This window comes from Nostoc sp. MG11 (genome assembly GCF_014904695.1).
Lineage (GTDB): Bacteria > Cyanobacteriota > Cyanobacteriia > Cyanobacteriales > Nostocaceae > Komarekiella.
The window spans coordinates 63,992-86,825 of record NZ_JACXXN010000026.1; the positions used below are offsets into that span (position 1 = coordinate 63,992).

General features: G+C 43.5%; 18 protein-coding genes. 7 read left to right on the plus strand and 11 right to left on the minus strand.

The window, feature by feature from the left end:
* Nucleotides 1-39: 39 nt before the first annotated feature.
* The 4 genes from rfbA to HCR01_RS26355 all read left to right on the plus strand — a co-directional run bounded on the left by rfbA (nt 40) and on the right by HCR01_RS26355 (nt 3,640).
* A complete protein-coding gene (rfbA, locus tag HCR01_RS26340) occupies nt 40-996 on the plus strand; it encodes a glucose-1-phosphate thymidylyltransferase RfbA (protein ID WP_193199004.1) in 957 nt (318 codons plus the stop codon).
* A 273-nt stretch (nt 997-1,269) separates the two neighbouring features.
* Nucleotides 1,270-1,815 carry a dTDP-4-dehydrorhamnose 3,5-epimerase gene (gene rfbC, locus HCR01_RS26345; protein ID WP_193199005.1) on the plus strand — a complete coding sequence of 182 codons (546 nt, stop codon included), beginning with the start codon at nt 1,270-1,272 and terminating at the stop codon, nt 1,813-1,815.
* A complete protein-coding gene (rfbD, locus tag HCR01_RS26350) occupies nt 1,812-2,699 on the plus strand; it encodes a dTDP-4-dehydrorhamnose reductase (protein WP_193199006.1) in 888 nt (295 codons plus the stop codon). The genes rfbC and rfbD overlap by 4 nt, the downstream gene beginning before the upstream one ends.
* 503 nt (nt 2,700-3,202) lie before the next feature.
* Nucleotides 3,203-3,640, plus strand: coding sequence for an RrF2 family transcriptional regulator (locus HCR01_RS26355; RefSeq protein ID WP_193199007.1), 438 nt, complete (start codon nt 3,203-3,205; stop codon nt 3,638-3,640).
* Nucleotides 3,641-3,796: 156 nt separating this feature from the next.
* On the opposite strand, the gene HCR01_RS26360 is transcribed toward HCR01_RS26355, so the two are convergent.
* Nucleotides 3,797-7,102 carry an ATP-binding protein gene (locus HCR01_RS26360; protein ID WP_193199008.1) on the minus strand — a complete coding sequence of 1,102 codons (3,306 nt, stop codon included), beginning with the start codon at nt 7,100-7,102 and terminating at the stop codon, nt 3,797-3,799.
* 534 nt (nt 7,103-7,636) lie between these two features.
* Here HCR01_RS26360 and HCR01_RS26365 point away from each other — a divergent pair.
* Complete coding sequence (locus HCR01_RS26365; RefSeq protein ID WP_193199009.1) at nt 7,637-8,740, plus strand: response regulator; 1,104 nt, start codon at nt 7,637-7,639, stop codon at nt 8,738-8,740.
* A gap of 481 nt (nt 8,741-9,221) precedes the next feature.
* The gene (locus HCR01_RS26370; RefSeq protein WP_193199010.1) at nt 9,222-9,920 is read left to right on the plus strand and encodes a response regulator transcription factor; all 699 of its coding nucleotides are present in this window, start codon (nt 9,222-9,224) and stop codon (nt 9,918-9,920) included.
* Between the two features lie 176 nt (nt 9,921-10,096).
* Here HCR01_RS26370 and HCR01_RS26375 read toward each other — a convergent pair whose 3' ends face one another.
* Complete coding sequence (locus HCR01_RS26375) at nt 10,097-10,915, minus strand: alpha/beta fold hydrolase (RefSeq protein ID WP_193199011.1); 819 nt, start codon at nt 10,913-10,915, stop codon at nt 10,097-10,099.
* A gap of 176 nt (nt 10,916-11,091) precedes the next feature.
* A complete protein-coding gene (locus HCR01_RS26380; RefSeq protein WP_193199012.1) occupies nt 11,092-11,532 on the minus strand; it encodes a VOC family protein in 441 nt (146 codons plus the stop codon).
* Between the two features lie 225 nt (nt 11,533-11,757).
* On the opposite strand from HCR01_RS26380, the gene HCR01_RS26385 reads away from it, so the two are divergent.
* Nucleotides 11,758-12,255, plus strand: coding sequence for a MarR family winged helix-turn-helix transcriptional regulator (locus tag HCR01_RS26385; protein WP_193199013.1), 498 nt, complete (start codon nt 11,758-11,760; stop codon nt 12,253-12,255).
* Between the two features lie 158 nt (nt 12,256-12,413).
* On the opposite strand, the gene HCR01_RS26390 is transcribed toward HCR01_RS26385, so the two are convergent.
* From HCR01_RS26390 to HCR01_RS26425, 8 genes are all read right to left on the minus strand, one after another.
* Complete coding sequence (locus HCR01_RS26390) at nt 12,414-13,028, minus strand: DUF3455 domain-containing protein (RefSeq protein ID WP_193199014.1); 615 nt, start codon at nt 13,026-13,028, stop codon at nt 12,414-12,416.
* Between the two features lie 13 nt (nt 13,029-13,041).
* Complete coding sequence (locus HCR01_RS26395) at nt 13,042-13,326, minus strand: Mo-dependent nitrogenase C-terminal domain-containing protein (RefSeq protein WP_193199015.1); 285 nt, start codon at nt 13,324-13,326, stop codon at nt 13,042-13,044.
* 243 nt (nt 13,327-13,569) lie between these two features.
* A complete protein-coding gene (locus HCR01_RS26400) occupies nt 13,570-16,497 on the minus strand; it encodes an NHLP bacteriocin export ABC transporter permease/ATPase subunit (protein WP_193199016.1) in 2,928 nt (975 codons plus the stop codon).
* A 252-nt stretch (nt 16,498-16,749) separates the two neighbouring features.
* Nucleotides 16,750-18,996 carry an NHLP family bacteriocin export ABC transporter peptidase/permease/ATPase subunit gene (locus tag HCR01_RS26405; RefSeq protein ID WP_193199017.1) on the minus strand — a complete coding sequence of 749 codons (2,247 nt, stop codon included), beginning with the start codon at nt 18,994-18,996 and terminating at the stop codon, nt 16,750-16,752.
* 2 nt (nt 18,997-18,998) lie between these two features.
* On the minus strand, nt 18,999-20,441 hold the full coding sequence (locus tag HCR01_RS26410) for an NHLP bacteriocin system secretion protein (protein ID WP_193199018.1): 1,443 nt from the start codon (nt 20,439-20,441) through the stop codon (nt 18,999-19,001).
* Nucleotides 20,442-20,686: 245 nt separating this feature from the next.
* Nucleotides 20,687-21,784 (minus strand): cyclic nucleotide-binding domain-containing protein, encoded by a 1,098-nt coding sequence (locus tag HCR01_RS26415; protein WP_193199019.1) that lies wholly within the window; start codon nt 21,782-21,784, stop codon nt 20,687-20,689.
* Nucleotides 21,785-21,955: 171 nt separating this feature from the next.
* Nucleotides 21,956-22,183: a hypothetical protein gene (locus HCR01_RS26420; protein ID WP_193199020.1), complete on the minus strand. Its 228-nt coding sequence runs from the start codon at nt 22,181-22,183 to the stop codon at nt 21,956-21,958.
* A 152-nt stretch (nt 22,184-22,335) separates the two neighbouring features.
* Nucleotides 22,336-22,644 carry a CTB family bacteriocin gene (locus HCR01_RS26425; protein ID WP_193199021.1) on the minus strand — a complete coding sequence of 103 codons (309 nt, stop codon included), beginning with the start codon at nt 22,642-22,644 and terminating at the stop codon, nt 22,336-22,338.
* Nucleotides 22,645-22,834: the final 190 nt, after the last annotated feature.

Consider the following 22,834-nt stretch of genomic DNA (forward strand, 5'->3'; position numbering starts at 1 on the left):
ACAACTCAAATAGGATTGCTATTATATAAGGAGTAGATCATGAAAGGCATTATCTTGGCTGGTGGTTCCGGTACTCGTCTTTATCCAATAACTCATGTTATTAGTAAACAACTAGTGCCTGTTTATGATAAGCCAATGATTTATTACTCATTATCTGTATTAATGTTAGCTGGCATTAGAGAAATTTTAATTATTTCCACACCTAGTGATTTGCCATTATTTAAAAAATTATTAAAGGATGGTAGTCAGTGGGGATTAAAGTTTAGTTATGTCAAACAACCAAAGCCGGAAGGTTTAGCTCAAGCCTTTATTTTGGGCAAAGACTTTATTGCTAACGAGCCAGTATGTTTAATTTTAGGTGACAACATCTTTTATGGACATGGTTTGACAGAAGTACTGAATCGAGCAGCAAATTTGAAGAAAGGCGGATTAGTATTTGGCTATCAAGTCAAGCATCCTGAACAATACGGTGTGATCGAATTTGACAAACACATGCGTGTAATTAATATAGAAGAAAAACCTCTAATTCCTAAATCTAAGTACGTGATTCCTGGTATCTACTTTTATGATAATCAAGTTGTAGAGATTGCTTCTAGTCTCAAACCTTCTGCTCGCAACGAGTTAGAAATTACTGATTTGAACCTGATTTATTTGCAGCGGGGTCAACTGCAAGTAGAACTTTTAGGAAGAGGATATGCATGGTTAGATACTGGTACTCATGAATTTTTACATCAGGCAAGTAGTTTTATTCAAACTCTAGAAGAACGGCAGGGTTTAAAAATAGCCTGTATTGAAGAAATTGCTTATAACCAAGGATATATTGACTCATGCCAACTTCGTCACTTAGCTGAGTCTATGGCTAAGAGTAGCTATGGTCATTACCTAATGACAATTTTAGAGAATAATCAGAACTCTGAATCGATTCTACAAAATGATAATACAGAATTATTTTATGTCAATCAATCGCCTTCGGATATAAATTTACAGCTTCTATAACCTAAGCTCGAATTTATCCAAATCCAAAAATGTAACACTTAAAATCTTGTAAAATTTCTAGCTTTGTGAAAAAAGTTTTTATGAATGATTAGTTTTTATGAAATCGAGTAAGTTAAGACCTTAATTTAATGAATGTTTTAGCTTATGGGTAGACGCTTTTTAGCAGCTTGTTACAGGTATCGCCATTCGCCAAAACTATGAATATTATCATCTACAAAAATAAGGTTAGCTAATTATTTATAGCAAAAATTATATATTCAAAATGGAACTGTAATGAATATTATACAGACAGAAATTCCTGATTTATTGATGATTGAACCACAAATTTTTAGTGATAATCGTGGTTTATTTTATGAAAGTTATAACGAAAAAGTCTTACTAGAAAAGGCAGGAATTACTGAGCATTTTGTCCAAGATAATCATTCTCTTTCTGCCAAAAACGTATTACGTGGCTTGCACTATCAAATTCAGCAATCTCAAGGAAAACTAGTAAGAGTAGTATCAGGTACAGTCTTTGATGTAGCTGTCGATTTGAGAAAAAGTTCTCAGACTTTCTGTCAATGGGTGGGTATATATCTGACAGCCGAAAATAAACGACAGGTGTGGATACCATCAGGTTTTGCTCACGGTTTTTTAGTGCTTTCAGAATATGCTGAAGTTCTATACAAAACGACAAACTATTATGCACCACAGTACGAGCGTACTATATTGTGGAATGATCCTGATTTAATGATTGCTTGGCCAATTCAACAAGAACCAATACTCTCTACTAAAGATCAAGTTGCTAAGTTGCTGCGAAATGCAGAGGTGTTTACATGAAAATCCTGCTGACAGGTGTAACTGGACAAGTGGGTTGGGAATTGCAACGCACTCTGATAACTTTGGGTGAAGTGATTTCCGTAGGGCGCAGCCAGATGGATTTAACTCAACTAAATACTATTCGCCGTATCATCCGGGAAGTCCAACCCGACTTAATTATTAATCCGGCTGCTTACACAGCAGTAGATCAAGCAGAGTCAGAACCAGATTTAGTGATGGCTATTAATGGTATTGCTCCTGGTGCGATCGCAGAGGAAGCAAAGCGGCTGGGTGCAGCAATGATTCACTACTCTACTGATTATGTATTTGATGGCTCAAATACAACTCCCTACACTGAAGCAGATAAACCTAACCCGCAAAACGTCTATGGTATGACAAAACTGGCAGGTGAGCAAGCGATTATGGCTGTAGGAGTGCCATATTTGATTTTACGCACCAGTTGGATATATGGCTTGCGAGGTAAAAATTTTTTACTAACTATGCAAAAGCTGGCTCAAGAACGAGAAGAAATTAGAGTTGTGAATAACCAAATTGGTGCGCCTACTTGGAGTCGCCTAATTGCTGAAGCTACTGCCCAGATTTTATCTCAGGCTCGACAGGATGTATCTGGTTTTCTCACTAGTAAGAGTGGAATTTATCACTTAACAGCCAATGGACAGACTAGCTGGTATGGTTTTGCTAAAGCGATTTTTGACCATAATTTCCAGCAAAGTGAGCGTAAGTTACAAAGGTTAATAGCAATTACCTCTAAGGAGTATCCGACAGCAGCAAGTAGGCCAGCTTATTCCTTATTAAATAGTCAGAAATTGTCTAATACTTTTGGGCTGGTTCTGCCAGAGTGGCAAAGGAGTTTAGAGTTAGTACTGACTGACATTGAGGATTGAGGACAGTAATTATCAGCAGTTCAAGACAAAGGTCTGATTTCCAGTTGTGTTGCAAAAAGTTCTTCAGGATAAAAGTTCTGTATACTATGGTGGCTGCTTTATGTCCGAAGTATACAAGGGTGAGGCGCTCCCTGGTTTAACTACGCAAAACTAACTTTCCCTCTCAATCGCCACAGAGGGACAGACTTGAACTAAAGTTCAAGGCAAAGAGAGGTTTATCGAACTCCTAGGAAACTAGATTGTTTCTTTTAAGGTAGAACTCATGCCTTTTGTTGGAAGTTCACATCAGCCTGGGCGATCGCTCTAGGAAAGCAGTAGACTGAATTAATCAGTTTGATTTATTAAATTGAAAAAAATCAATATTTGCTTTGATTGCTAAAAGTCTTTAGACTAGTAACAACTAATTAGCAAAAACTCGGCTGTTAAGTTTTCTTTCGCAGTAGCTTAAGAAAACCTAAGCAGTAAAATTATAGCTTTAGGTATGAATTTAAAATGTTACGCCTGTGGTAATTTCTAACAAATCAGAATATGCACTTTTAGCCCTGTTAGAGTTAGCAACCTGCTATCCTAACGGTGAATCCCTGCAAATTCGAGAGATAGCGGTATTACAAGATATCCCGAACCGCTATTTAGAACAACTCTTAGCAACCTTAAGGCGTCAAGGCTTGATTAAGAGCATACGCGGAGCCAAAGGCGGCTATGTTCTGGCAAGAGATCCCCGGACGATCACAGTTTTGGATGCTTTTAATTGCATGGAAGGGTCAGACATTGTTGTCTCTACTTCTGAAACAACTTCCAGCACAATAGAAGGCGAACTAATTCAGGAAGTTTGGCAAGAAGCCCGTCAGGCTGCTAATGCCGTGTTGCAAAAATATACACTCCAAGACCTTTGTGAACTGCGAGCCATCCGAAAAAATAAAGAGTTGATGTATTACATTTAATACACCGATTTCAATATATTTCGGGGTAAGGGGGAAGGGGAAAGGGGGAAATCAAGTTTTAATCCTTTTCTGGACTACAAAGTAAATAAAGAGTGTTGATCTCAAAAGTATTGACACCGATTTAGCGCATTGTCTGACCCATCTCTCACGGAAAAATTATTCTTGTGGGCGATCGCTTTGCATTTGTTGGGTTAATGCGATAATTTCTTCAAAACAGAAGCGGTCAACCAGATCGGTCAGTGCCTTGATGAGGTGATCGTGCGGCTCAGGAATTTGCTCAATTAGCTTAAGAATTTCCTTAGCATTAATTCGGAGCGCCGCCTGATGCAGTTGGTCGATCCAGTTACTCGGCATTACCTCTAAGTCTGCAACCGTTAATATAGGCGTAAAGGATGCATTAGAAACCCAAGCTGTTCCTTCTGTGTTTTCCTGATTGTCCGGTTCGTCAGCATAAACATAGCGAACGCCCAAGTATTCAGCCATCTTTTCAAAAATCACGGTTGTCCGAAATGGCTTACGCACAAAGTCATCAAAGCCCATAGATAGCGCTGTTAAGCGGTCTTCCTCAAATGCGCTCCCGGTCAACGCAATGATCACCGGGGCTTGAGAGCCTGCTGTTTTAATCTGCCGAGTTGCCTCAAATCCGTTCATAATTGGCATCCGCAAATCCATCCAGATTAAGTTAGGCGACCAGCTTTCCCAAAGCTCGATCGCAGCTTGACCGTTTACTGCTTCCCGTACCTCAAAGCCAATGGGGGTCAACAACTCAACCAGAAGCCGCCGATTTTCCAGTTTATCCTCGACAACTAGAATGCGATAGGTGGGTTGTCCTGCTTCTAAACCAATGACTTGCCGACTCCGTGCAGGCATTGGTAAGGTATCCAAAATCACTACACGAGTTTGAATATCAAACGTAAAAGTCGAGCCTTCTCCTAATGTACTATTCACCGTTATATCTCCACCCATGAGCCGGACAAATCGCTGGCTGATGGGTAATCCGAGTCCAGTTCCTTCCTGAGCTTTGTGCCCCGCGTCTGTCTGCACAAACGGCTCAAATAAACGATTAAAGTCAGAAGCAGCAATGCCGCAACCCGTATCTTCGACACTGAAGCGGAGGGTGATAGGATGATCAGGCGTGATGGTTTGGCTAAGAGTTTCTACCCGCAACGTTACTTGACCGACCTGTGTAAACTTAATTGCATTTCCTAATAGATTAACGAGAACCTGGCGCAATTTACTTTCATCAGCACAGATGTATTGCGGAATTGTGTGCGATCGCTCAAAAATAAGCTGTAACCCTCTTGATTGAGCTTTCAAACCAAACATCTTCTGGAGTCGATCAAGTAACCCGTAGAGGTCAAAATTTGTTTCGTTGAGTGTGATTCGACCCGCTTCAATTTTGGACATCTCCAACACGTCATTGATTAAGGTCAGCAAATCTTCGCCACTGCGGTTGATGGTATCCAAGTATTCCTGCTGCTGCGAGTTAAGCGATCGATTCCGCAGCAGCAATTGGGTAAAGCCGAGGATGATGTTGAGGGGAGTTCGCAGTTCATGGCTCATGTTAGAGAGAAACTGGCTTTTAGCAAGGTTGGCGGCATCTGCGGCTTCTTTGGCTTTTTTTAGCGCGACTTCGGTTTTTTTGAGCTTGGTGATATCACGAGCAACCCAAAGCACTGTCCGATCAGACAATGGCGAGACGCTAGCTAAAAACCAAGTTTCTCGATTCTTGATCGACAAGTGGTATTCAACAAAAACATTCTTGCGAGTGCCATCAGGGTTTCTGGGTTCTTCTTTCAGCTCCAACGCTTGCTGAATGGCATCGACTATTAAATTGGCAATTTCTTTAGGTAAGACTTCATGAACTTTTTTGCCAAGGCGATCTACATCAGGTTTGTAAGCGAAAGATTGTGTTAGCACATACTTTGTTTGCACATATTTTAGGTAACGACCTTCCGCATCAAAAACGACTACCATGTCGGTCATCGCAGCGAACATTAACCGGAGTTCTGCCTCCGATGTTTTCAGTGCCGCCTCTACTTTTTGACGACCCCTTCGGGCAGCTTCGCTAACGCGAATTTCCCGCTGAAGTTGAGCATTTTTATCGTCGAGTTCTGTGGTGCGTTTCTTAACTCGGCTTTCTAATCTCTCGTTGGTTAGTGCTAAGGCTAAAAAAGATTCACGCAACTGTTGCGCCATTTGGTTAAAAGATTGCGCTAACTCATTTAACTCGGTTGTGTTGTTCACAGAAACTCTTTGGTCTAAGTTTCCTGCTGCGATCGCTTTGGCTGCGCTCCCCAGTCGTAAAATCGGCTGCGTAATCCAGCGAGCTGTAAAAATGCCTAATCCAGTTGCGAGCGCAAACGCGACCAGACAAAGCACAATTGTTGTGCGAGTATTAGCATTGATTTGATCCATGAAATCCCGTTCCGGGACGACGACAATGATCAACCAGTCCAATCCTTGATCATTTTTCATGGGTACAACTTGTAAAAATTGCCGTTGACCCTGAATCTCAAAATCAAGTTGTTGCTTTTTGTCTATTTCGGTTAAGTTTCCAAAGCGTTGCAGCAAATATTCGGTGGTGCGTCGCGTTAAAATATCATTGCTTGCGATCGCTTTGACTCGGATGGGATTCTGCGCTGTGAAAGGCGCTGTGGGATTTTCAATTACGTAAGGTTGTTGAGTGGCGGAACTACCAACCAGCAATCCCGTACGGCGTTCCAGGATAAAGGTTTCGCCCGATCGCCCTATTTCCAAACTCCGCAGAAATTGACTAATCCCAGTCAGTGAAAAATCTACCGCAGCAACGCCTAATAGATTATTGCGATCGTCATAGATTGGCAAGCTGGCATTCAGCACATATCTGGGTGTGGCAAACAGTTTATAAATTCCGCCCCAGTTTGCTGTTTGAGACTGGACTGCTGATTGATACCAAGGACGAGTTCGAGGATCGTAATTGGGTCTGGATCTTAAAAGTCTAGTGTAACGTCCCGGTTGCTCTGCCGCATAAATCCGGATCTCATCCTCGGTGGACTTACCCGAAAGTTTCACTTGAAACCGACCATCATCGGACCTTTCCACCGCAACATGTTCTCGATATTCTGACCCAACGTAAACCGCCGTCACCGTATCAAACGTCTCAAGTTGATACCAAAGGTGCCGTTCTAATGCTAGTAAATTTTGCACATTAACTTCACCCAGCCGGATCGCATTAGCATTCAGTTGATTGATTTTATGAGGCGTTTCAACATAGGTTTGAAGATACTGTTGAATTCGAGCCGTGATTTCACTGCGGAGTTGAATTGCTACCTCGTTAACCGCTCGTTGCCCATTCTGAATTGATAGCCACCCAGTTAACCCCACGGCTAGAGAAATTTGCAGTATAAAAGGTACTACAAGAATGTGGCGCAAAGGCACACTTTTAGCAAGCTTTAAAATTTGATGGGTGAGAGGACGCATGTCCGAACTCCTTAAATTAAACAGCAATGCTAGGGTGCTAATGCTGACCCAGAAGCTTTTCACTTCCGATGAGGCTTATTAGCATAATATAAAGGATGATTTGTCTAAAATAAAATTACCCTCATGGGTAATAGCAAAGTAGGAAAACATCCAATAATATAGTTAAAACTTAATTTTTAAACCGTGGCAAAGGTTATATACAGCGGTCAAAAGTGATGTTTTTTTATGTTGTCAATTTGTTGAAAATCACTGCTGATAAAATTAATTGCAATAGGTAGACGGAAATAAAATAAACCATATTAAGTAGTGTAAATTATTAATTTTCTAGTAAAGTTTTATGCTTTACGCCCAATTTTAACAAATAATTGTTTATTTTCATCGATTTATTTATACGCGTTGTACCTTGGAAATAACTAACATTATCAATAGATTTATTGCACAGCTTTGATTTTGCATCACTCATCATTCAAAATTTTTGTAGAATGCTTTAGCAATAGCGTGATAATTGACGATTCTCTTAGCCCTTTGAGAAGTATGGAATTCACCCAATCAGCCAAGGGAGATATTCTGATCGTTGACGACACTCTAGATAATCTCCGCCTCTTGTCAGCAATGCTTGATGAACAAGGTTACGAAGTTCGGAGTGTCACCAATGGTTCGATGGCGTTAATCGGCATACAAGCTCAACCTCCAGACTTGATTCTGCTTGACATCAATATGCCTGGAATGACTGGCTATGAGGTATGTCAGCGCCTAAAATCTAATCCCCAAACCCAGGAGATTCCCGTCATTTTTATTAGCGCTTTAAATGAGGTATTCGATAAGGTGAAAGCCTTCTCGGTTGGAGGCGTTGATTTTATTCACAAACCTTTTCAGATTGAGGAGGTTCTGGCCCGGATCGAGCATCAACTCAAACTTTGCCGCTTACAACTGCAACTCCAAGAGCAAAATCGTCGCTTGCAGCAGACAGAAGCAGAACTGAGGCGATCGCTTGAGCAAGAACGAGCGCTGAATCAACGCATCGAGGAAATGGCGGCGTTAGAAGAACGCAATCGAATTGCGCGTGATATCCACGACTCGCTAGGACATTCCCTCGTTGCGCTCAATGTGCAAATGGAAACAGTGTTGACACTTTGGCAAGTTGATGTTGAACGAGCGCGATCGTTTTTAGTAGAGGCGAAAAAATTGGGTTCAGAAGCTCTGCAAGCAGTACGGGAATCAGTTTCCGCCATTCGCTCAGACCCACTCCAGGGACAATTGCTTGAAGGTGCGATCGCCAACCTTGCAGAGGAATTCTATCACCTCACCGATATCTTACCAGAGTGCCAAATTGATTTATCACAACCGCTTTCCGACTCAGTAAATCATGTAGTGTATCGCATTATCCAGGAAGGGCTAACCAACATTTATAAACATGCCAAAGCCACAAGCGTTCAGATCAAAATTCAAACAGCGCCTATAGGGCTATCGCTGACACTCCAAGACAACGGTCAAGGTTTTCAATCAGATCAAGCCGTGGCAGGGTACGGTCTTCAAGGAATGCAAGAACGAACAGCTACGGTAGGCGGACAGCTAGAAATTGTCAGTAAACCGGGTGCTGGCTGTCAGATTGTCGCCAACTTTCCCAGGAAGGGATGAGGGAATGGGGGAGTGGGGGAGGATAGGGGCAAAAGAATAATTCTCTTTCCCCATTCCCAATCGTAAAATAACTCCATTAGGAATTCGGAATTCGGAATTTGTAGTTTGTAGTTGATATATAGAGCAACTAACTTTAGTTACGGTACTAAATAAATTTTATCCCTTAGCGTCAGCTAGTGGCTGACGCTAAGGGATAATAAAATACCCAATTACGCATGATCAACTATGAATTATTTTGACAAATATCATTTGACAAGATGACAAATGTCATGCTTAAGTTATGACATTTATTCGATGCAAGCACCTTTCAATTTCGATAAGTTAAACCAACTCACCAAAATTAGACCACAGATCCAAATTATGTGGAAACCCAGATTAAATTTTACTTGCTTAATTACGAATTACAAATTACGAATTACGTAGCTTGCTTCTCACGCCTAGGCGAGTATTACGAATTACGAATTAATATGAGGTAGCTCCGATGAAAAATGATGAATCTTCTCCAATTCGCCTGTTAATCGTTGACGACCAGAGCCTCATTCGTCAGGGACTTAAAGCAATACTAGAACAGGAGCCTGATTTGCAAGTCGTTGGTGATGCCGAGAATGGCAAAGTAGCATTAGAGCTTGTCGCTGCACTCCAACCTGATGTGGTGCTAATGGATATTCGGATGCCCGAAATGGATGGAAGAACCGCGACAAAACTGATTGTGCAAAACTTTCCTAATGTTAAAGTTCTCGTCTTGAGCACATTTGATGATGACTCTTATCTCACAGGGGCAATGCGTGCAGGAGCAAAAGGATATTTGCTCAAGGATATGCCCTCACGTGAGCTAGCAGATGCGATTCGCTTTGGGCATTATGGCTATACTCAATTTGGACCGGGGTTATTTGATAAATTGTTGGCTACGAAAGCTACATCAGCCCCAACTAGCCAAGACTCCGCCTCATCAAAGCCATCGGAAATCACCGCACGAGAACAAGAAGTCTTACGTTTGATTGGCGTTGGCGCAACAAACCGCGAAATTGCCCAACAGCTTTACATTACAGAAGGAACTGTAAAAACTCATGTGACAAGTATTCTTAGCCGCCTTAATCTCAAAAATCGATCGCAACTTGCCATATATGCAAATACTGCTCTAAAGGAAGAAAACAAAGTATCTGGGAAGCTACAGGAATAAACCGGATAATAATAGAGCAATTTTTATATGTAGCAACCTGCAATTAGAAATGCTCAAACCTGCACTTCCCGACATTTTCAGCCAGTATAAAATTTACTGCAACTAGCCTAAATACCTTTATTACAGGCCGCTATATGTATATAGGTTTTTAGTCCGTTGCTATTCGCAGGCGAAAATTATGATGCAGAAGAAAGTAAGCTTTCAATTGCGTCTGCGACCTCCTGTGTAACTTCGACAGAAGGCAGATGACTTTTAGAACTCGATCTATAAATATGATACCAATGGTATTTATTTGCAAAAACTTGTTGTGCTTCAAGATACTTGGTATCATCCAGTAGAGAATAAAGGTTTTTCATTTGGGTTGGCGAGTAAATATTGAGCACTGTTGGTGCTGGAGCAAGTGTCTCAAGCAAGCGCAAAGCACTGCCAAATTCTCTGTATGACCTGCCTATTTCTCGACCCGCACGCGACCACATGTGGAAATCGTAATTTGTCATAAACTCATGGAAGGGTTTGGCGAGGTTAGGATCACCTACCGACCAACCGATGAATAATGCGTCACGCGCACTTTGCCATTGATCGGGCTTTTGCATCTTATCCAATGTCTCAAAAAATATCTGAGGCGGCTCAATAATGATCCACTCCAGAAAGACCATCTTTGGAACGCGATTAACCAACCTCCGCCTTAATTCAATCGCTATCCATCCAGCATGTGCTACTGAGACTGTGACGAATTCATTTATGTTAAGTGAATCTACAAGCTTAATAGTTTCACGGATCATATCTTCACTGCCAAAGTCTCCTTCTGGGCGCAGTGATTCGTTATGTCCCAATAAATCGACATTGATAACTCTTCGCTTTTTACTTTCGACTTCCGCAAGTGCTGCCAAAATCCCCCGATCAGCGCACCATCCTGGAAACAAGAGTAAGGCAGGTTCGCCTACTCCTATGTCGTCGAAAGCAAGTTTTGATTTTCCAGTTAGCTCATCCATCATTCAATACGATTGTGTTGCCAAAATTTTTTGAGGACGGGGTGTGGGTAGTATTCGCGTTCTAAACTCCCTAGGAGTAGCAACGGATGCTGAGCGCGAAGTGGATTAGTGTCAGTTAAGTTTCACTTCGTTCAACTCAAAACCATCGTTCTTTAGTTAGGTTTTGCGCTTTGTCGGCATCAATAGAATGTCCACAGACCTGGAGTGATCAATTCAAGGAGGTGTTCATCCGGATCTCGGAAATATAGGCTCCAACCGCCCCGTTTCCAATGAACCTTGCTGTTGATCTCAATACTTCTTTCTGCCAGTCGCTGTTCCCAAAACTCAAGGTCAGACGCCGCAATTGAGAATGCTACGTGTAAGCGACCATTCCCACCATGAGGAGGAATTACCCCTTCCACTGTACCGACGGGAGACGTTGCCCGACCCGGCTCAGTATCGATGCTCTTAGGGAATAGGATGAGGGCTTGTCGATTGGGCACCCGAAGTACACAAATCATCTCATCTACGATCTCTTTCTCAAATCCGAATAGGTCTTTATAGAACTCAATTGAGCGTGCCAAGTCCTTGACATATAGCACAGATTCAACAATGCCATTGACACTTTGCTTCTGGGTCATAGAACATAGCCTCTTCAAGAATAGCTACTATTGTCTCTAAAATTATAGCTATAAATATTTAGACGTTAAACTATTAAATGGCTAAAATATAAATAAATTAATATTTAGTGCTAAAATATCAATTGTTGAAATCGTCATACTCACACTTCTAAGTTTCTAAAGTGTTGCTTTTGCGCGGTTGAATAGTTCCAGGTCACTCAGTCATAGGCAAATCACTCGTTAAAGATGAACAAAGCAGATACGATTAAACAAGTAGCGCTCGATTGGAAAGTGACACGACCGGAAATCGATCCACGTCCGATGGTGCGAGTGCTGGCAGTGCTTCGTTCAGCCCTAGAACTTGAAAAGGCGACTGAAAAGCTCTTTGCACAATATGACTTGAATACGGCAACATTTGGAGTCCTCGCAACGCTGCGCCGTTCTTCGCCACCTGAGGGGATGAACCTTTCTCAATTAGCTCAATTTGTCCTGGTAACACCAGCTTCTATTACCAATCGTGTTGATCGTTTGGAAGCAAAGGGTTTAGTCGAGCGGCATGATGCTATGAATGATCGACGGTGTTGGTTAGTGCGTCTGACTCAGAAGGGATATGACCTCATTAATGAACTAATTCCGCAACATGTGGAGAATGAGCGCCAGTTACTTTCTGGTTTAAATGAGCAGGAACAGGAGCAACTTTATTTGTTGCTACTCAAGCTACTAGCAAGTTTAGAGGATGACTAAAACTGGTTTTCAGGCAACGGTAAATACTGGTTCCTATCCTCTAAAATTGACAGTTGAAGTTTAAAAAAATCTTGATTGCAGATTTGAGCATTTATAGTTACAAGTCGTCACACTTATACAAAACATATCAACAAGGGCCTTAAGCCCCTTGTGAACATTCACGACTCAAATAGAATTGCTGTAGCAGCGGTTTTGCCTCCATAAAATAAGTAATCAGCCGTATAGTTGACGCGAATCTCGCGGTTTTGAGAGGACTCGTTACACCCTTGAACAGGAGTTCCACCAACCGTATTGATCCGTTGAATCCAATTGACTTGACGGAAGATACCATTCCCTTCATGCGATCGCGCGTCTAACAATAGCCAGGGAATTGCACCTTCTTGTGGTGCATCTGCCTTAGATTTCATCTTCGCCACAACTTTGCTACCGTCTTTCGCTTCCCACGTCGGGCCTGCATAATGCTTGCCCATATCTTGCCCTTGCTCATTCAGCAAAACGGCATCGGGAGCCTTAAGCGTCCACTCATACTCAACAGGGTATTCTACTGATTTTGCTTTGCAGACATAGATTTGTATACCCTTAGCAGATGTTTTCAAAAGAAGTTGCTGACCGCTAGGAACTTTTAGACTATTTGGTATCAGAGATGAATTCGCAATGCCTTGAGTGTATTGGGCGATCGCAGGCTCATCACTAACACTAGATGTACTCAACGCCAGCAGAGAAAAAACAAGGCTAAAATTGAGCTTAATAATTTCGGAAAAAGTAACTGACATAATGATTTATCCTTCAACAGTAAACTGTAATATCTTCATTACATTCGTTAGCTAAGTAACAGAGAGATTTGAAGCGAATTGCAACTATCTGCTCATAAAAAGGATTCAGTTTACAGAGCGGTGGAATGTAAGCGATCGTGCGATCAAATAGCTTAATTTCTCGTTCAAATGGACAACTAGCGGGAATTAGTCTACACAGTAATCGAGCTATCTTTGGCTGGCAAATTTCTACTGATTCAAGCCATTTTTTAATGGATAATAATAGGTCAATTCTCTGAAATGAAATTAGGCAATTCATTAATTTATCCTCAACTTTATAGTTTCATTGTAGAGGTTTAAGATAGGATAAACTTCTGAATAAGGTCATGGATTGACCTCAACTAAATAGGGAATTTATCTATAACTTTCGTTATCCTAAGACTATGTTTTACTATGACTTTTGTCATGCAAGCTTGAAAGAAAATGAAACGAATGAACAGCACAGTTTAATCTCGTTATCTGTTTCATCCGTTTCCCATGCGTTGCTAACTTTCACTCAAATTCAAAGCTTTTGCCGCGCCATAAGTTGGGCAAACAATCCGGCTTGATTTGCTAGTTGATTAAAATTGCCTTCTTGCACCACGCGACCGTTTTGGAACACATAGATCCGGTCAGCGTTGCGAATGGTACTCAGACGGTGAGCGATCGCAATCCGTGTTACCTTTAAACGCTCCAAACTTTGACTAACGATCGCTTGGGTGCGATTATCTAAAGCACTGGTGGCTTCATCAAATAACAGGATTTTGGGTTTTAATACTAGCGATCGGGCAATCAATAATCGTTGCCGTTGTCCTCCAGAGATATTGCTTCCTCCTTCACTAATTACCGTGTGCATTCCCATCGGCATCGATTCGACATCTTCAGCAAAGCCAGCCATCCGCGCCGCTTCCCAAGCTTCATCCATTGTGATCATCGCCCCACTAGCGATATTCTCGAAGATGGACGCAGATGTCAATCGGCTATTTTGCATCACAACTCCTAATTGCCGACGCACCGCATGAACATCCAGCCCCGCTAAATCTTGTCCGTCGTAGTAGATTGTGCCAGATTCGGGAACATCAAACCCCAGTAATAATCGGAACAACGTTGATTTTCCACTACCCGAAGCTCCCACAAAGGCGATAAACTCGCCAGGTTCAGCGTGAATGCTGACATCATCTAACGTCAGCGGCCCGTCATCTCGATACCGAAAAATCACATGATCGACAACCACGCGACCGGAAAGCCGACCTGGATCAGCTTTTTCAGAGTCTACTTCTGGCTTGGCTTCAAGAATAGGCTGCGCTCGTTCCCACAACGGTACTACTTTTAGAACATCTATAATCGTGCTGCTGAGGCTGGTAGCTCCACCAATAAACGTCCCAAATGCCGCATTAAAAGCTAAAAATACACCTGTGGATAAACCACCCGCTTGTGAAGGGGCTTGCTCAAGTAAACTTGTTGCAAACCAGAAGAGTGTCGCTGTGGTTAATACAGGTAAGATTTTATTAACTACAGCCAGAAAATCTTCAATACCTTGGGTACTCAACATCCATTTGATTTGCTGGCTATACTGTTTTCCCCAAAAAGCGAATGCGCGGGCTTCAGCTCCAGCTACTCGGAGTTTGGTGACGCCGTTGATTAACTGCACCATCACCCCAAACAGTTGTCCTTGTAGCTCTAGTAAGGGACGAACTTTACGCAGAGTGGCAATTCCTGAAACGAGAGTAATAGTAATGTTTATAAATGCGACAAAAGTAGCAATTAAAGCTAGCGAACCGTTGTAGTAGAAAAGCAATCCTAAATTTAGCAGGGCGAACAAGCTGGTGAAAATACTTCTGAGAACCGTGCTACTGAGTTTTTGGCGGATTTGACTGACAGCGCTAACGCGTGAATTCAAATCACCGATCGCATACTGACGAAAGAACGATGCTTTCAGATTCAACAGTCGATCCCAGACTGCTGCTTGGGTCGAAGCATCGGCAAAGGTTTCTACGCGCATAATGGCGAAACCTTGAGCAAGTTGAAACAAGGTGCTGCCAAATGCAGTTGCTAGCAGTGCTAAAGCAATTTGTACTAATAAACCGCGATTGGCATCAGGAATCGCACTGTCAATCAAGATGGCGGTGGCTTGTGGGGTGATCATCCCCAATAAAGTTGTCGCCACACCCGCAGTTAGGACAACTATCAATTCCTTATAATGTCCTTGCAGGGCAAATTTCAGCAGGTCGAACGTAGTCAGGACTTTATCTGGCAACGGGCGATAGAAAGTGTACCCAGTCAGCGCGAGTTTAGCAGCACTTTTAGCATTAACCAGAGTGCGCGATCGCTCAATTGGATCAAATATCTCATAACGCGTGTCAGATACAGGCAACAGCGCCACAGGATGGTTGTCCTCCATCGTGTAAGCGAGCATAGCACCGCAATCCTTTTTCCACCACTGACCTTGCAAAGCGATCGTTCGGGTTCTTAAACGAGAAGCACGGGCGATCGCTTGTAGAGGATCTTGAACTCGTTTGAGGTCTTCAGACTTGGCTGGCGGTCGAATCGTTATGCCCAAAGTCCGTCCAACTGCACCCGCAGCTATCAGCAAAGCTTGGTCAGGATCATTAGCTCCCACCTGAGCGGAAGTGGCAATTTGCCGAGATTGCAACAACGAAGCTAACTCGCCTAGCGTCTCCTCCATCACCTGATGATTAAGCTGTTGCCGTTCTTTAAATCTGTGTACTTCTGCTTGTGTCTCCTGCTGTTCTAAAAGATTAAGGCTTTGCAGAAAGTAGACTTGAAGTTGGAAGATCCCCGTGAGCAGAGTATCAGGATCATCGATCTCAGCCGTACTCAGAGATTCTAGCTCAATTGTATCTTCGGCTTGAAACCACATATCTGCACTCAACGGCAATAGTTGCGATCGCGGCATCAGTAACAGTTCCTCAAACCCCATCCAGATTGCATACCCGCTCTGAATTCGCACCCATGATACAAGCTCTCGCTGTGGTTGGAAAATTTGACCAGTGGTGAGCGAGAAATAGCGAACCCCTTCCTCTAGAAACGGCAACACAGGTGGAATAATTGAAGACAGCGCCAGTCCCAATTGCTCAATCCATCCCTCCACCAAAGTCAGTGCTTCGCTATTGCCATCCGTGATAAATTCACGAAAATCTTTAATTGAGACTTTGAAAAGTTCGGTTTCTTCAATCGACACCGCTAGAAGTTGATACGGCATCGGCTCAGAATCACTGGCGATGCCAAACATTGCCTGTCTGGTTCGGGTGGTGAATAAATAGCGGCGAGTTCCCTCAGCAATTCCCTCTTTCATAGGAATCGCAAACAGCGCTAATGAACCCGATTTCACTACCCAAATCGTTTCTGGGTCATCAAGAATAATTGGCTCATTGCCTTTGAATCGATAGTACTCTCCGGGCAGACTGACAATCCGAATTTGATCCAACATGTCTATTCCTGCTCCATAAAATTAATATAAAGCCGGATATCTCCGGTCATTAATGTTTACTTCTTACTTCATCCGAGAAGGGATGAAAATTTCACGCAAAGACGCAGAGTCGCAGAGAAAGATTGAGTTTTCGCCTTCAAACCCGCAAACGTAAATGAAATCTGACTTTCTTAATTACGAATTACGTTAGCGCAGCGTTAGCGAGTCCGCGTTCGCGCAGCGTCTCATAGAGAGCGTCATTACGAATTAGTATCACGCCTCCTGAAGTGCTTCCCCTTCACTGCGAATTAATTGCAAATACTTGCCTTCCATCTGCTGTAACTCCTCATGAGTGCCACGTTGCACCACCTTGCCGCGCTCAAAGACAATAATTTCGTCACAATCTCGAATGGTGCTCAACCGATGCGCCACAATTACACAAGTACAACCGCGCTCCCGGAGTTTTTGATCAATGAGCTTTTCTGCCTCGGCATCGAGCGCACTGGTAGCTTCATCCATAATGAGAATCGCCGGATTGTTTACTAGAGTGCGGGCAATTTCTAATCGTTGTCGCTGCCCACCGCTTAAATTAGTTGCTCCTTCTGCAAGGTCAGCGTTGTAGCCTCCAGGCATCGAAAGCACCACATCTTGAATAGCGGCATCTTTGCAAGCGCGAACCAAGTTACTAAAAGGAACAGTCGAATCCCAAAGTGTGAGATTGTCGCGCACACTGCCTGCAAACAGCGAGATATCTTGCTCAACCAGCGCAACTGAATTAGTGAGAATTGGTCGCGGAATATCTGCTCTGGGTTGACCATCAAATAAAATCTCCCCTGCCCACGGTTCGTATAACCCACATACCAGCTTGGCAACAGTTGACTTACCCGATCCACTGCCACCCACCAACGCGACTCGTTGACCGGGTTTAAGTGAAAGACTGAGATTTTCGATTAAGGCAGGTGCAGAGCGGTTATAGCCAAATGTGATGTTGCGAAGTTCAACATAGCCCTGAAGTCGAACATTGGCAGCAGGAAGGGTATGGGTTGGTGGCATACTTCTTTCTCGCTCCACAGCCGGATCGATCGCATTGCGTAACACATCATCTAATCGACCCAAATTACCTTCCATTTCCTGGAGTTCACCAGCTAGACTTACCAAATTATTCACAGGCTCTAGAAACCTTTGCATCAAGGCTTGAAAGGCAATCAGCATCCCAATACTGAGTGCGCCATCCATTACCCGCAGCCCTCCTACCGCCAATAAAAGCATAGATGTAATCGAGGTCAGAAATGACGGCAACACGCCCAAGGTTTGATTGGTCGTATCCATTTCCTGGCGGGCATTAATCGCTTTGGCGTAATAGCCTGCCCAGCGAGAAAAGAATTCCGACTCTAGCCCGGATGCCTTGAGCGTTTCCATACTTTGCAGTCCAGAAATCGCTACCCCACTAACCTTGCCTTGTTCTTGCATTAATCGCAGATTAGCATCGACACGCTGCCGCGAAACCCATCGCCACACGCTGACATTCACGATCACAAAGCCAATGCCAATTAAGGTGAGAACCACATCATATTGCAGCATTACTGCGGCATAAAAGACAACGGTAACGGCTGAGATGACTGTGGTTGCTAATCTTCCTGAAAGCAGGTTCGCCAAGCTGTCATTGAGGCGGACACGGCTGCTAATTTCTCCCGCAAATCGTTGATCATAAAAACTGACTGGTAGCCGCAGAATATGCCATAAAAACCGACTGGACATCCCCACAGCTAGCTTAATTTTCATGCGCCGCAGAAATTGCAGTTGAAGTAACGTGAGAAAACCATTCAATATTGCTGTGAGAATCATGCCGAGAATTAAAGGACGTAACCAATCATTTCTGCCTTCAATCAAGACATTATCGACAAATGCTTGAGAGAATGCAGGGATGGCTAATCCAGGAATTACTAAAAGCAATCCGGCGATTACACAATAAACAAGCGCCCCAAGCGAACTCTGCAATCGATCCCATAACGCTACTGTCAGGCTCGGTTTACGTCCTCCTGGCTGGAATTCTGCACTCGGTTCAACTACCAGCACCACCCCAGTAAAGGACTGATCGAATTCTGCTGGCGAAATCGTCCGGGGCCCGGTGGCAGGATCGTTAAGATAAACTTTGTCTTTGGCAAAACCCTCGACCACCAGAAAATGGTTGAAATTCCAAAAGACAATATAAGGACATTCAAGTTTGCGTAACCCATCCAAATCGACCTTAAAACCTTTGGCCTGTAATCCATATCTGCGAGCCGCGTTGAGAATATTTGATGCTTTACTTCCATCGCGGGAAACGCCACAAGCTTGACGAAGTTCTGCCAGGGGTACAATGCGATCGTAGTACCCTAAAATAATACCCAGTGCTGCTGCACCGCATTCCACCGCCTCCATTTGTAAGAGGGTGGGAGTCCGACGCCGGCGATCAGGACGGCTGACGACCCGTCGAATTTGTCTAAATATACGCCCAATTTGGGATTGAATTCGCCGCATAATTAATACATTCCACTCCACGATCGCAAAATTGGAAACACAAAGGAAATCGGAGATTGTTCATCGACTTTGACGCGTACTGAGGTAGTGGTTCCAGAGGTAATTTCGGTTTCTGGCCCCTTAGATGACGACCACTGAAAACGGCTTTTAGTCGAGGGGTCTGGCTGGAGTTCAGCGAAAACTTGAATTTGTGGCCCTTCTGTGGTTAATCCTTGCAAAACTTCCAGACCGCCCACAACGCTGGATGCACCCTCTTGTGTTACCGGGAACGCAGACACATTCGTAACCTTTGCTACAATGCCCCCAAAGCGTTCTCGTTTAACGGTAGAAGGAGTGACTTGCAACTCCATGCCCTTTTGAATCTTTTTACCTTCGCTCACCGGGAAGAATGCCACACTGACTAACTTATTGGCAGAATCTTGAGCTTCGATTGTGCCAATGCGAGCGCCTTCTTCTAGCGTTTGTCCAGGAACAGCAGCAACTTCTAAAACCCGACCGTTGAAATTGCTAGTTACCTGATTTTTTCCTTTTAATTGTGATTCTAATTGAGCGATCGCTCGCTCTGTCTCTTGAATTTCTTTTTTACGATTAGTAGAAATACCTAAATCTTGTTCTGCCTGACTAGCTAATTTAGTATCTAGTGTTGCTAACTGAGCTTGCAGTTCTTTGGTTGCATTTAAATTTGCTAAGAATTGTCGTTCTGCATCCGCTTCTTTGACATCAAGTTGTTTGAGTTGCGATTCGATTTCGTTGATTCTGCTTTTGCTGTTGAGAAATTCCTGTTGCGCCTGAAGGACGGTATCACTTGAAACAGCTCCCTCTCGGCGTAACTGCTGACGCAGTTCAAATCGATCTTTGAAAGTGGGTACTAGATCCCGCGTCGTCTGCAACTGTTCCTGTAAAGACTGGCGCTCTTTGCGAATCGACTCCAGACCTTTATCCCGCAGAATTGGCGTTACCGATTGGGTTGTCTTTAAAGTTTGCTGGAGCGCCTGACGTTGTTGTTGAATCGCACCTTTATCTAAAACCGTTCGCTGAAGTCGCAGTGAATTGGCATCGCGGTCTTGTTCTTGAAGTTGAACAAGCTTAATCCGCGCCAGTTTCAAATTTTCTTGAAGTTCAGTTTGGTCAATCGTCGCGAGTACCTGCCCTTTCTTGACGCGATCGCCTGGACGAACATAAACAATGAGAACCTGCCCCGAACTAGGGGACTGGAACGCCGCGACCTTGCTAGGATAAACCACCACGCCTTGCCCAGCAATGGTAATGGGAATGCGACCAAAAACACTCCACGCAAGTCCAACAGCAATCAGAGATCCCATCGCAGCCAACGGAATCCACTTCTGCGGCTGAACCACCTGCATCAGCTGATCGAGTCGCTCCGGGGAAGATAAACGATCAAGTGCTTCTTTTCGGAATAAGTTGTTTTTGTTGGTCGAAACCATACTGACTCCATTCAATTTGTAGAAATTTGCATAAAAATAGCGGCTGTGGGGACTAAGGACTTTTAAGAGGGGGAAAAGGTTAAAGGGTAATACCGATTCAATTAATGATTGCAACAAATCCTTTGGTAGAGAAGTTGCATTGCAACGTCTCTACATGGTCTATCTGTCACATTGTTTTTTAAATTGGTATAAGGGGATGGTTTTTCCTTTCCCCCTTTTCCCTCTTCTCCCCATACCCATAAATTTCAACTACCGCGAATCTGCTTCAGCATCCAGTCAAATCGCGTACCCGCCAGCGTCACTTGAGCCAAAAAGCCAGAACTCAGTTCATCTTCATACGTCAAGCGTTCATCTAAAGATTGACCTGAGCTATATGTAATTCTGCCGTAACCCAAACTATTAATTATTGCTTGCTGTTTGTCTGTTAATAAAATTGCTAATACTCGATAGAATCGGGCAGCAAACCCAACATCATGCAGCAATTTGGCCGCAAGTCGCCACCGAGGAATCGATAGCACGATCGCATCTTCAACCGCCCGAATCGTCATTGCAGGTGGACTCGCTTCCACAAAGGGTGTTTCACCAACTATGTCACCCCGCGATAATTTAGCAAACTCTTTTTCTATCCGATCTGTCTGTTCTAAGCTTGAAAAAGCACGCGTCAGGGGATTGTCCATATCCTCAGCGCTTGAAGCCACCATCTTCCCATCCAATAAAATATAGAGAGCGTCAACGGGTCTGCCGGCATGGAACAACACCGCTCCCGCAGGAATTCTGATGGCACTTCCCGCAGCAATCATCCAACCGATATCGCTATCGTTCAATTCTGCAAACGTAAACAAAATCTCTCGAATTTGCGGTTGAAAAAGCACAATCGTGCTTTGTCCAATTTGGTTAACAATTTGCTCTAATCGGTGAGCAAGCAAAACAGCGATCGCGCGATAAAGATGAGCAGCAAATGTGACATCTTCTTGCATTTTTTTGCTTAACTGCTGCTGAGGAATCATTAAGACAAGCGACTTTCTGATTGCCTTGACCGTAGTAGAAGACTGGTAGGATGCTAAAAATGGCACTTCTCCCACCACCTCACCATTTGTGAGTCTGGCGATCTCTCGTCCTGAGAGTTCGCCACCTTCGAGAGCAGCAAACGCCCGACCGATAGGATTGTCGTCAGCCTGAGCAACAGAAACAGTCAATGCGCCATCTAGCAGAATGTAGAGTGCATCAACAGGCGCTCCTTGGCGGATGAGGATCGTGCCAGCAGTAACTTCTTCTCTTTGACCCGTTGCCAAGATCCAGTCAATATCGCTATTTGTCAGTTCCTTCAGTAGAACTTCTGTCATAATTTAACTTCCTTGTGTTCTGCTAACGGGAGAGAAATGGGGAGCGACATACTAATTCGTAATTCGTAATGGGCTACGCCCCGCTACGCTAACGTAATTCGTAATACTCGCCGGAGGCGAGAAGCAAGCTACGTAATTCGTAAGTTTATTAATCTCCCCATTGCGTATTAACTAGCTTGATGAGTCGCTGGTGTAGGTTTGAGAATCGCTGTATTTGTCATTCCAATAAGGAAGGTTTTTATCCTTGATGTGTTTTGCGATCGCTTCAGACAAATTGTTATATTTATCGTCTATAGGATACTCACTTGGATAAGGCTCACCTTCGGCAATGCCACCCGAAATACTTGCGAGTTCTTGAACCGATAATTCTTGTGATTCATTTTGCTTTTCGTTTTTCATGGCAATTTTTCCTCATTTTTATTTCATTTGTTAGTGAATTAGTTAATTTCATGAAGGCGCGATTATCAATCACACGAAAACAATTTCAAAAAGCAGTTGAGTACTCACTCAACTGCAATTCTATTGATGTGAGATGATGTGGGGAGTTCCATTTATGGAGAACCTTCGATGATTGCAGAGGCATCCCCAAACAACTCACCGAGAATTTGCAGATCCTCGGTAGTTGCATCTGTAATTAAGATTTGAAAGGCAGCAGATTCGATATTCTGCATCTCAAAAGAAGTCGTAGTAGAACCACACCCTAAACCGGGTTGACTTACCTGACTAAATGATAAGTTCGTCTGACTGAACTTAGCAATTGAAATACCTAGATTCAAACCTCCTGCTACCTCATCTAACTCCTGATCAGACAATTCGCTAAGCGCCTCGTCATCGCTTGGAGTCATTTCGTCACTTGACATAAAAACTCCTTTGTGTAAGGTATTGGAGTTGTAATTTCAGAACTTACGCACTCAGATCCCCCAACCCCCTTAGAAAGGGGGCTTTAGACGTTACCCCCTTTTTAAGGGGAGCCAGCGCGGTCTTCTGCCTTCGCGTAGCGTCTCCAAGAGTTGGGGAGACGCAATCATGCGATGGGGTCTCCCCAAGTGG

Coding starts and splice junctions, on each gene's coding strand:
- HCR01_RS26410 (WP_193199018.1), bottom strand. CDS start 20,441: ATGGTTTCGACCAACAAAAACAACTTATTCCGAAAAGAAGCACTTGAT.
- HCR01_RS26400 (WP_193199016.1), bottom strand. CDS start 16,497: ATGTTGGATCAAATTCGGATTGTCAGTCTGCCCGGAGAGTACTATCGA.
- rfbD (WP_193199006.1), top strand. CDS start 1,812: ATGAAAATCCTGCTGACAGGTGTAACTGGACAAGTGGGTTGGGAATTG.
- HCR01_RS26370 (WP_193199010.1), top strand. CDS start 9,222: ATGAAAAATGATGAATCTTCTCCAATTCGCCTGTTAATCGTTGACGAC.
- HCR01_RS26380 (WP_193199012.1), bottom strand. CDS start 11,532: ATGACCCAGAAGCAAAGTGTCAATGGCATTGTTGAATCTGTGCTATAT.
- HCR01_RS26405 (WP_193199017.1), bottom strand. CDS start 18,996: ATGCGGCGAATTCAATCCCAAATTGGGCGTATATTTAGACAAATTCGA.
- HCR01_RS26390 (WP_193199014.1), bottom strand. CDS start 13,028: ATGTCAGTTACTTTTTCCGAAATTATTAAGCTCAATTTTAGCCTTGTT.
- HCR01_RS26385 (WP_193199013.1), top strand. CDS start 11,758: ATGAACAAAGCAGATACGATTAAACAAGTAGCGCTCGATTGGAAAGTG.
- HCR01_RS26375 (WP_193199011.1), bottom strand. CDS start 10,915: ATGATGGATGAGCTAACTGGAAAATCAAAACTTGCTTTCGACGACATA.
- rfbA (WP_193199004.1), top strand. CDS start 40: ATGAAAGGCATTATCTTGGCTGGTGGTTCCGGTACTCGTCTTTATCCA.
- HCR01_RS26420 (WP_193199020.1), bottom strand. CDS start 22,183: ATGAAAAACGAAAAGCAAAATGAATCACAAGAATTATCGGTTCAAGAA.
- HCR01_RS26415 (WP_193199019.1), bottom strand. CDS start 21,784: ATGACAGAAGTTCTACTGAAGGAACTGACAAATAGCGATATTGACTGG.
- HCR01_RS26425 (WP_193199021.1), bottom strand. CDS start 22,644: ATGTCAAGTGACGAAATGACTCCAAGCGATGACGAGGCGCTTAGCGAA.
- HCR01_RS26365 (WP_193199009.1), top strand. CDS start 7,637: ATGGAATTCACCCAATCAGCCAAGGGAGATATTCTGATCGTTGACGAC.
- rfbC (WP_193199005.1), top strand. CDS start 1,270: ATGAATATTATACAGACAGAAATTCCTGATTTATTGATGATTGAACCA.
- HCR01_RS26360 (WP_193199008.1), bottom strand. CDS start 7,102: ATGCGTCCTCTCACCCATCAAATTTTAAAGCTTGCTAAAAGTGTGCCT.
- HCR01_RS26395 (WP_193199015.1), bottom strand. CDS start 13,326: ATGAATTGCCTAATTTCATTTCAGAGAATTGACCTATTATTATCCATT.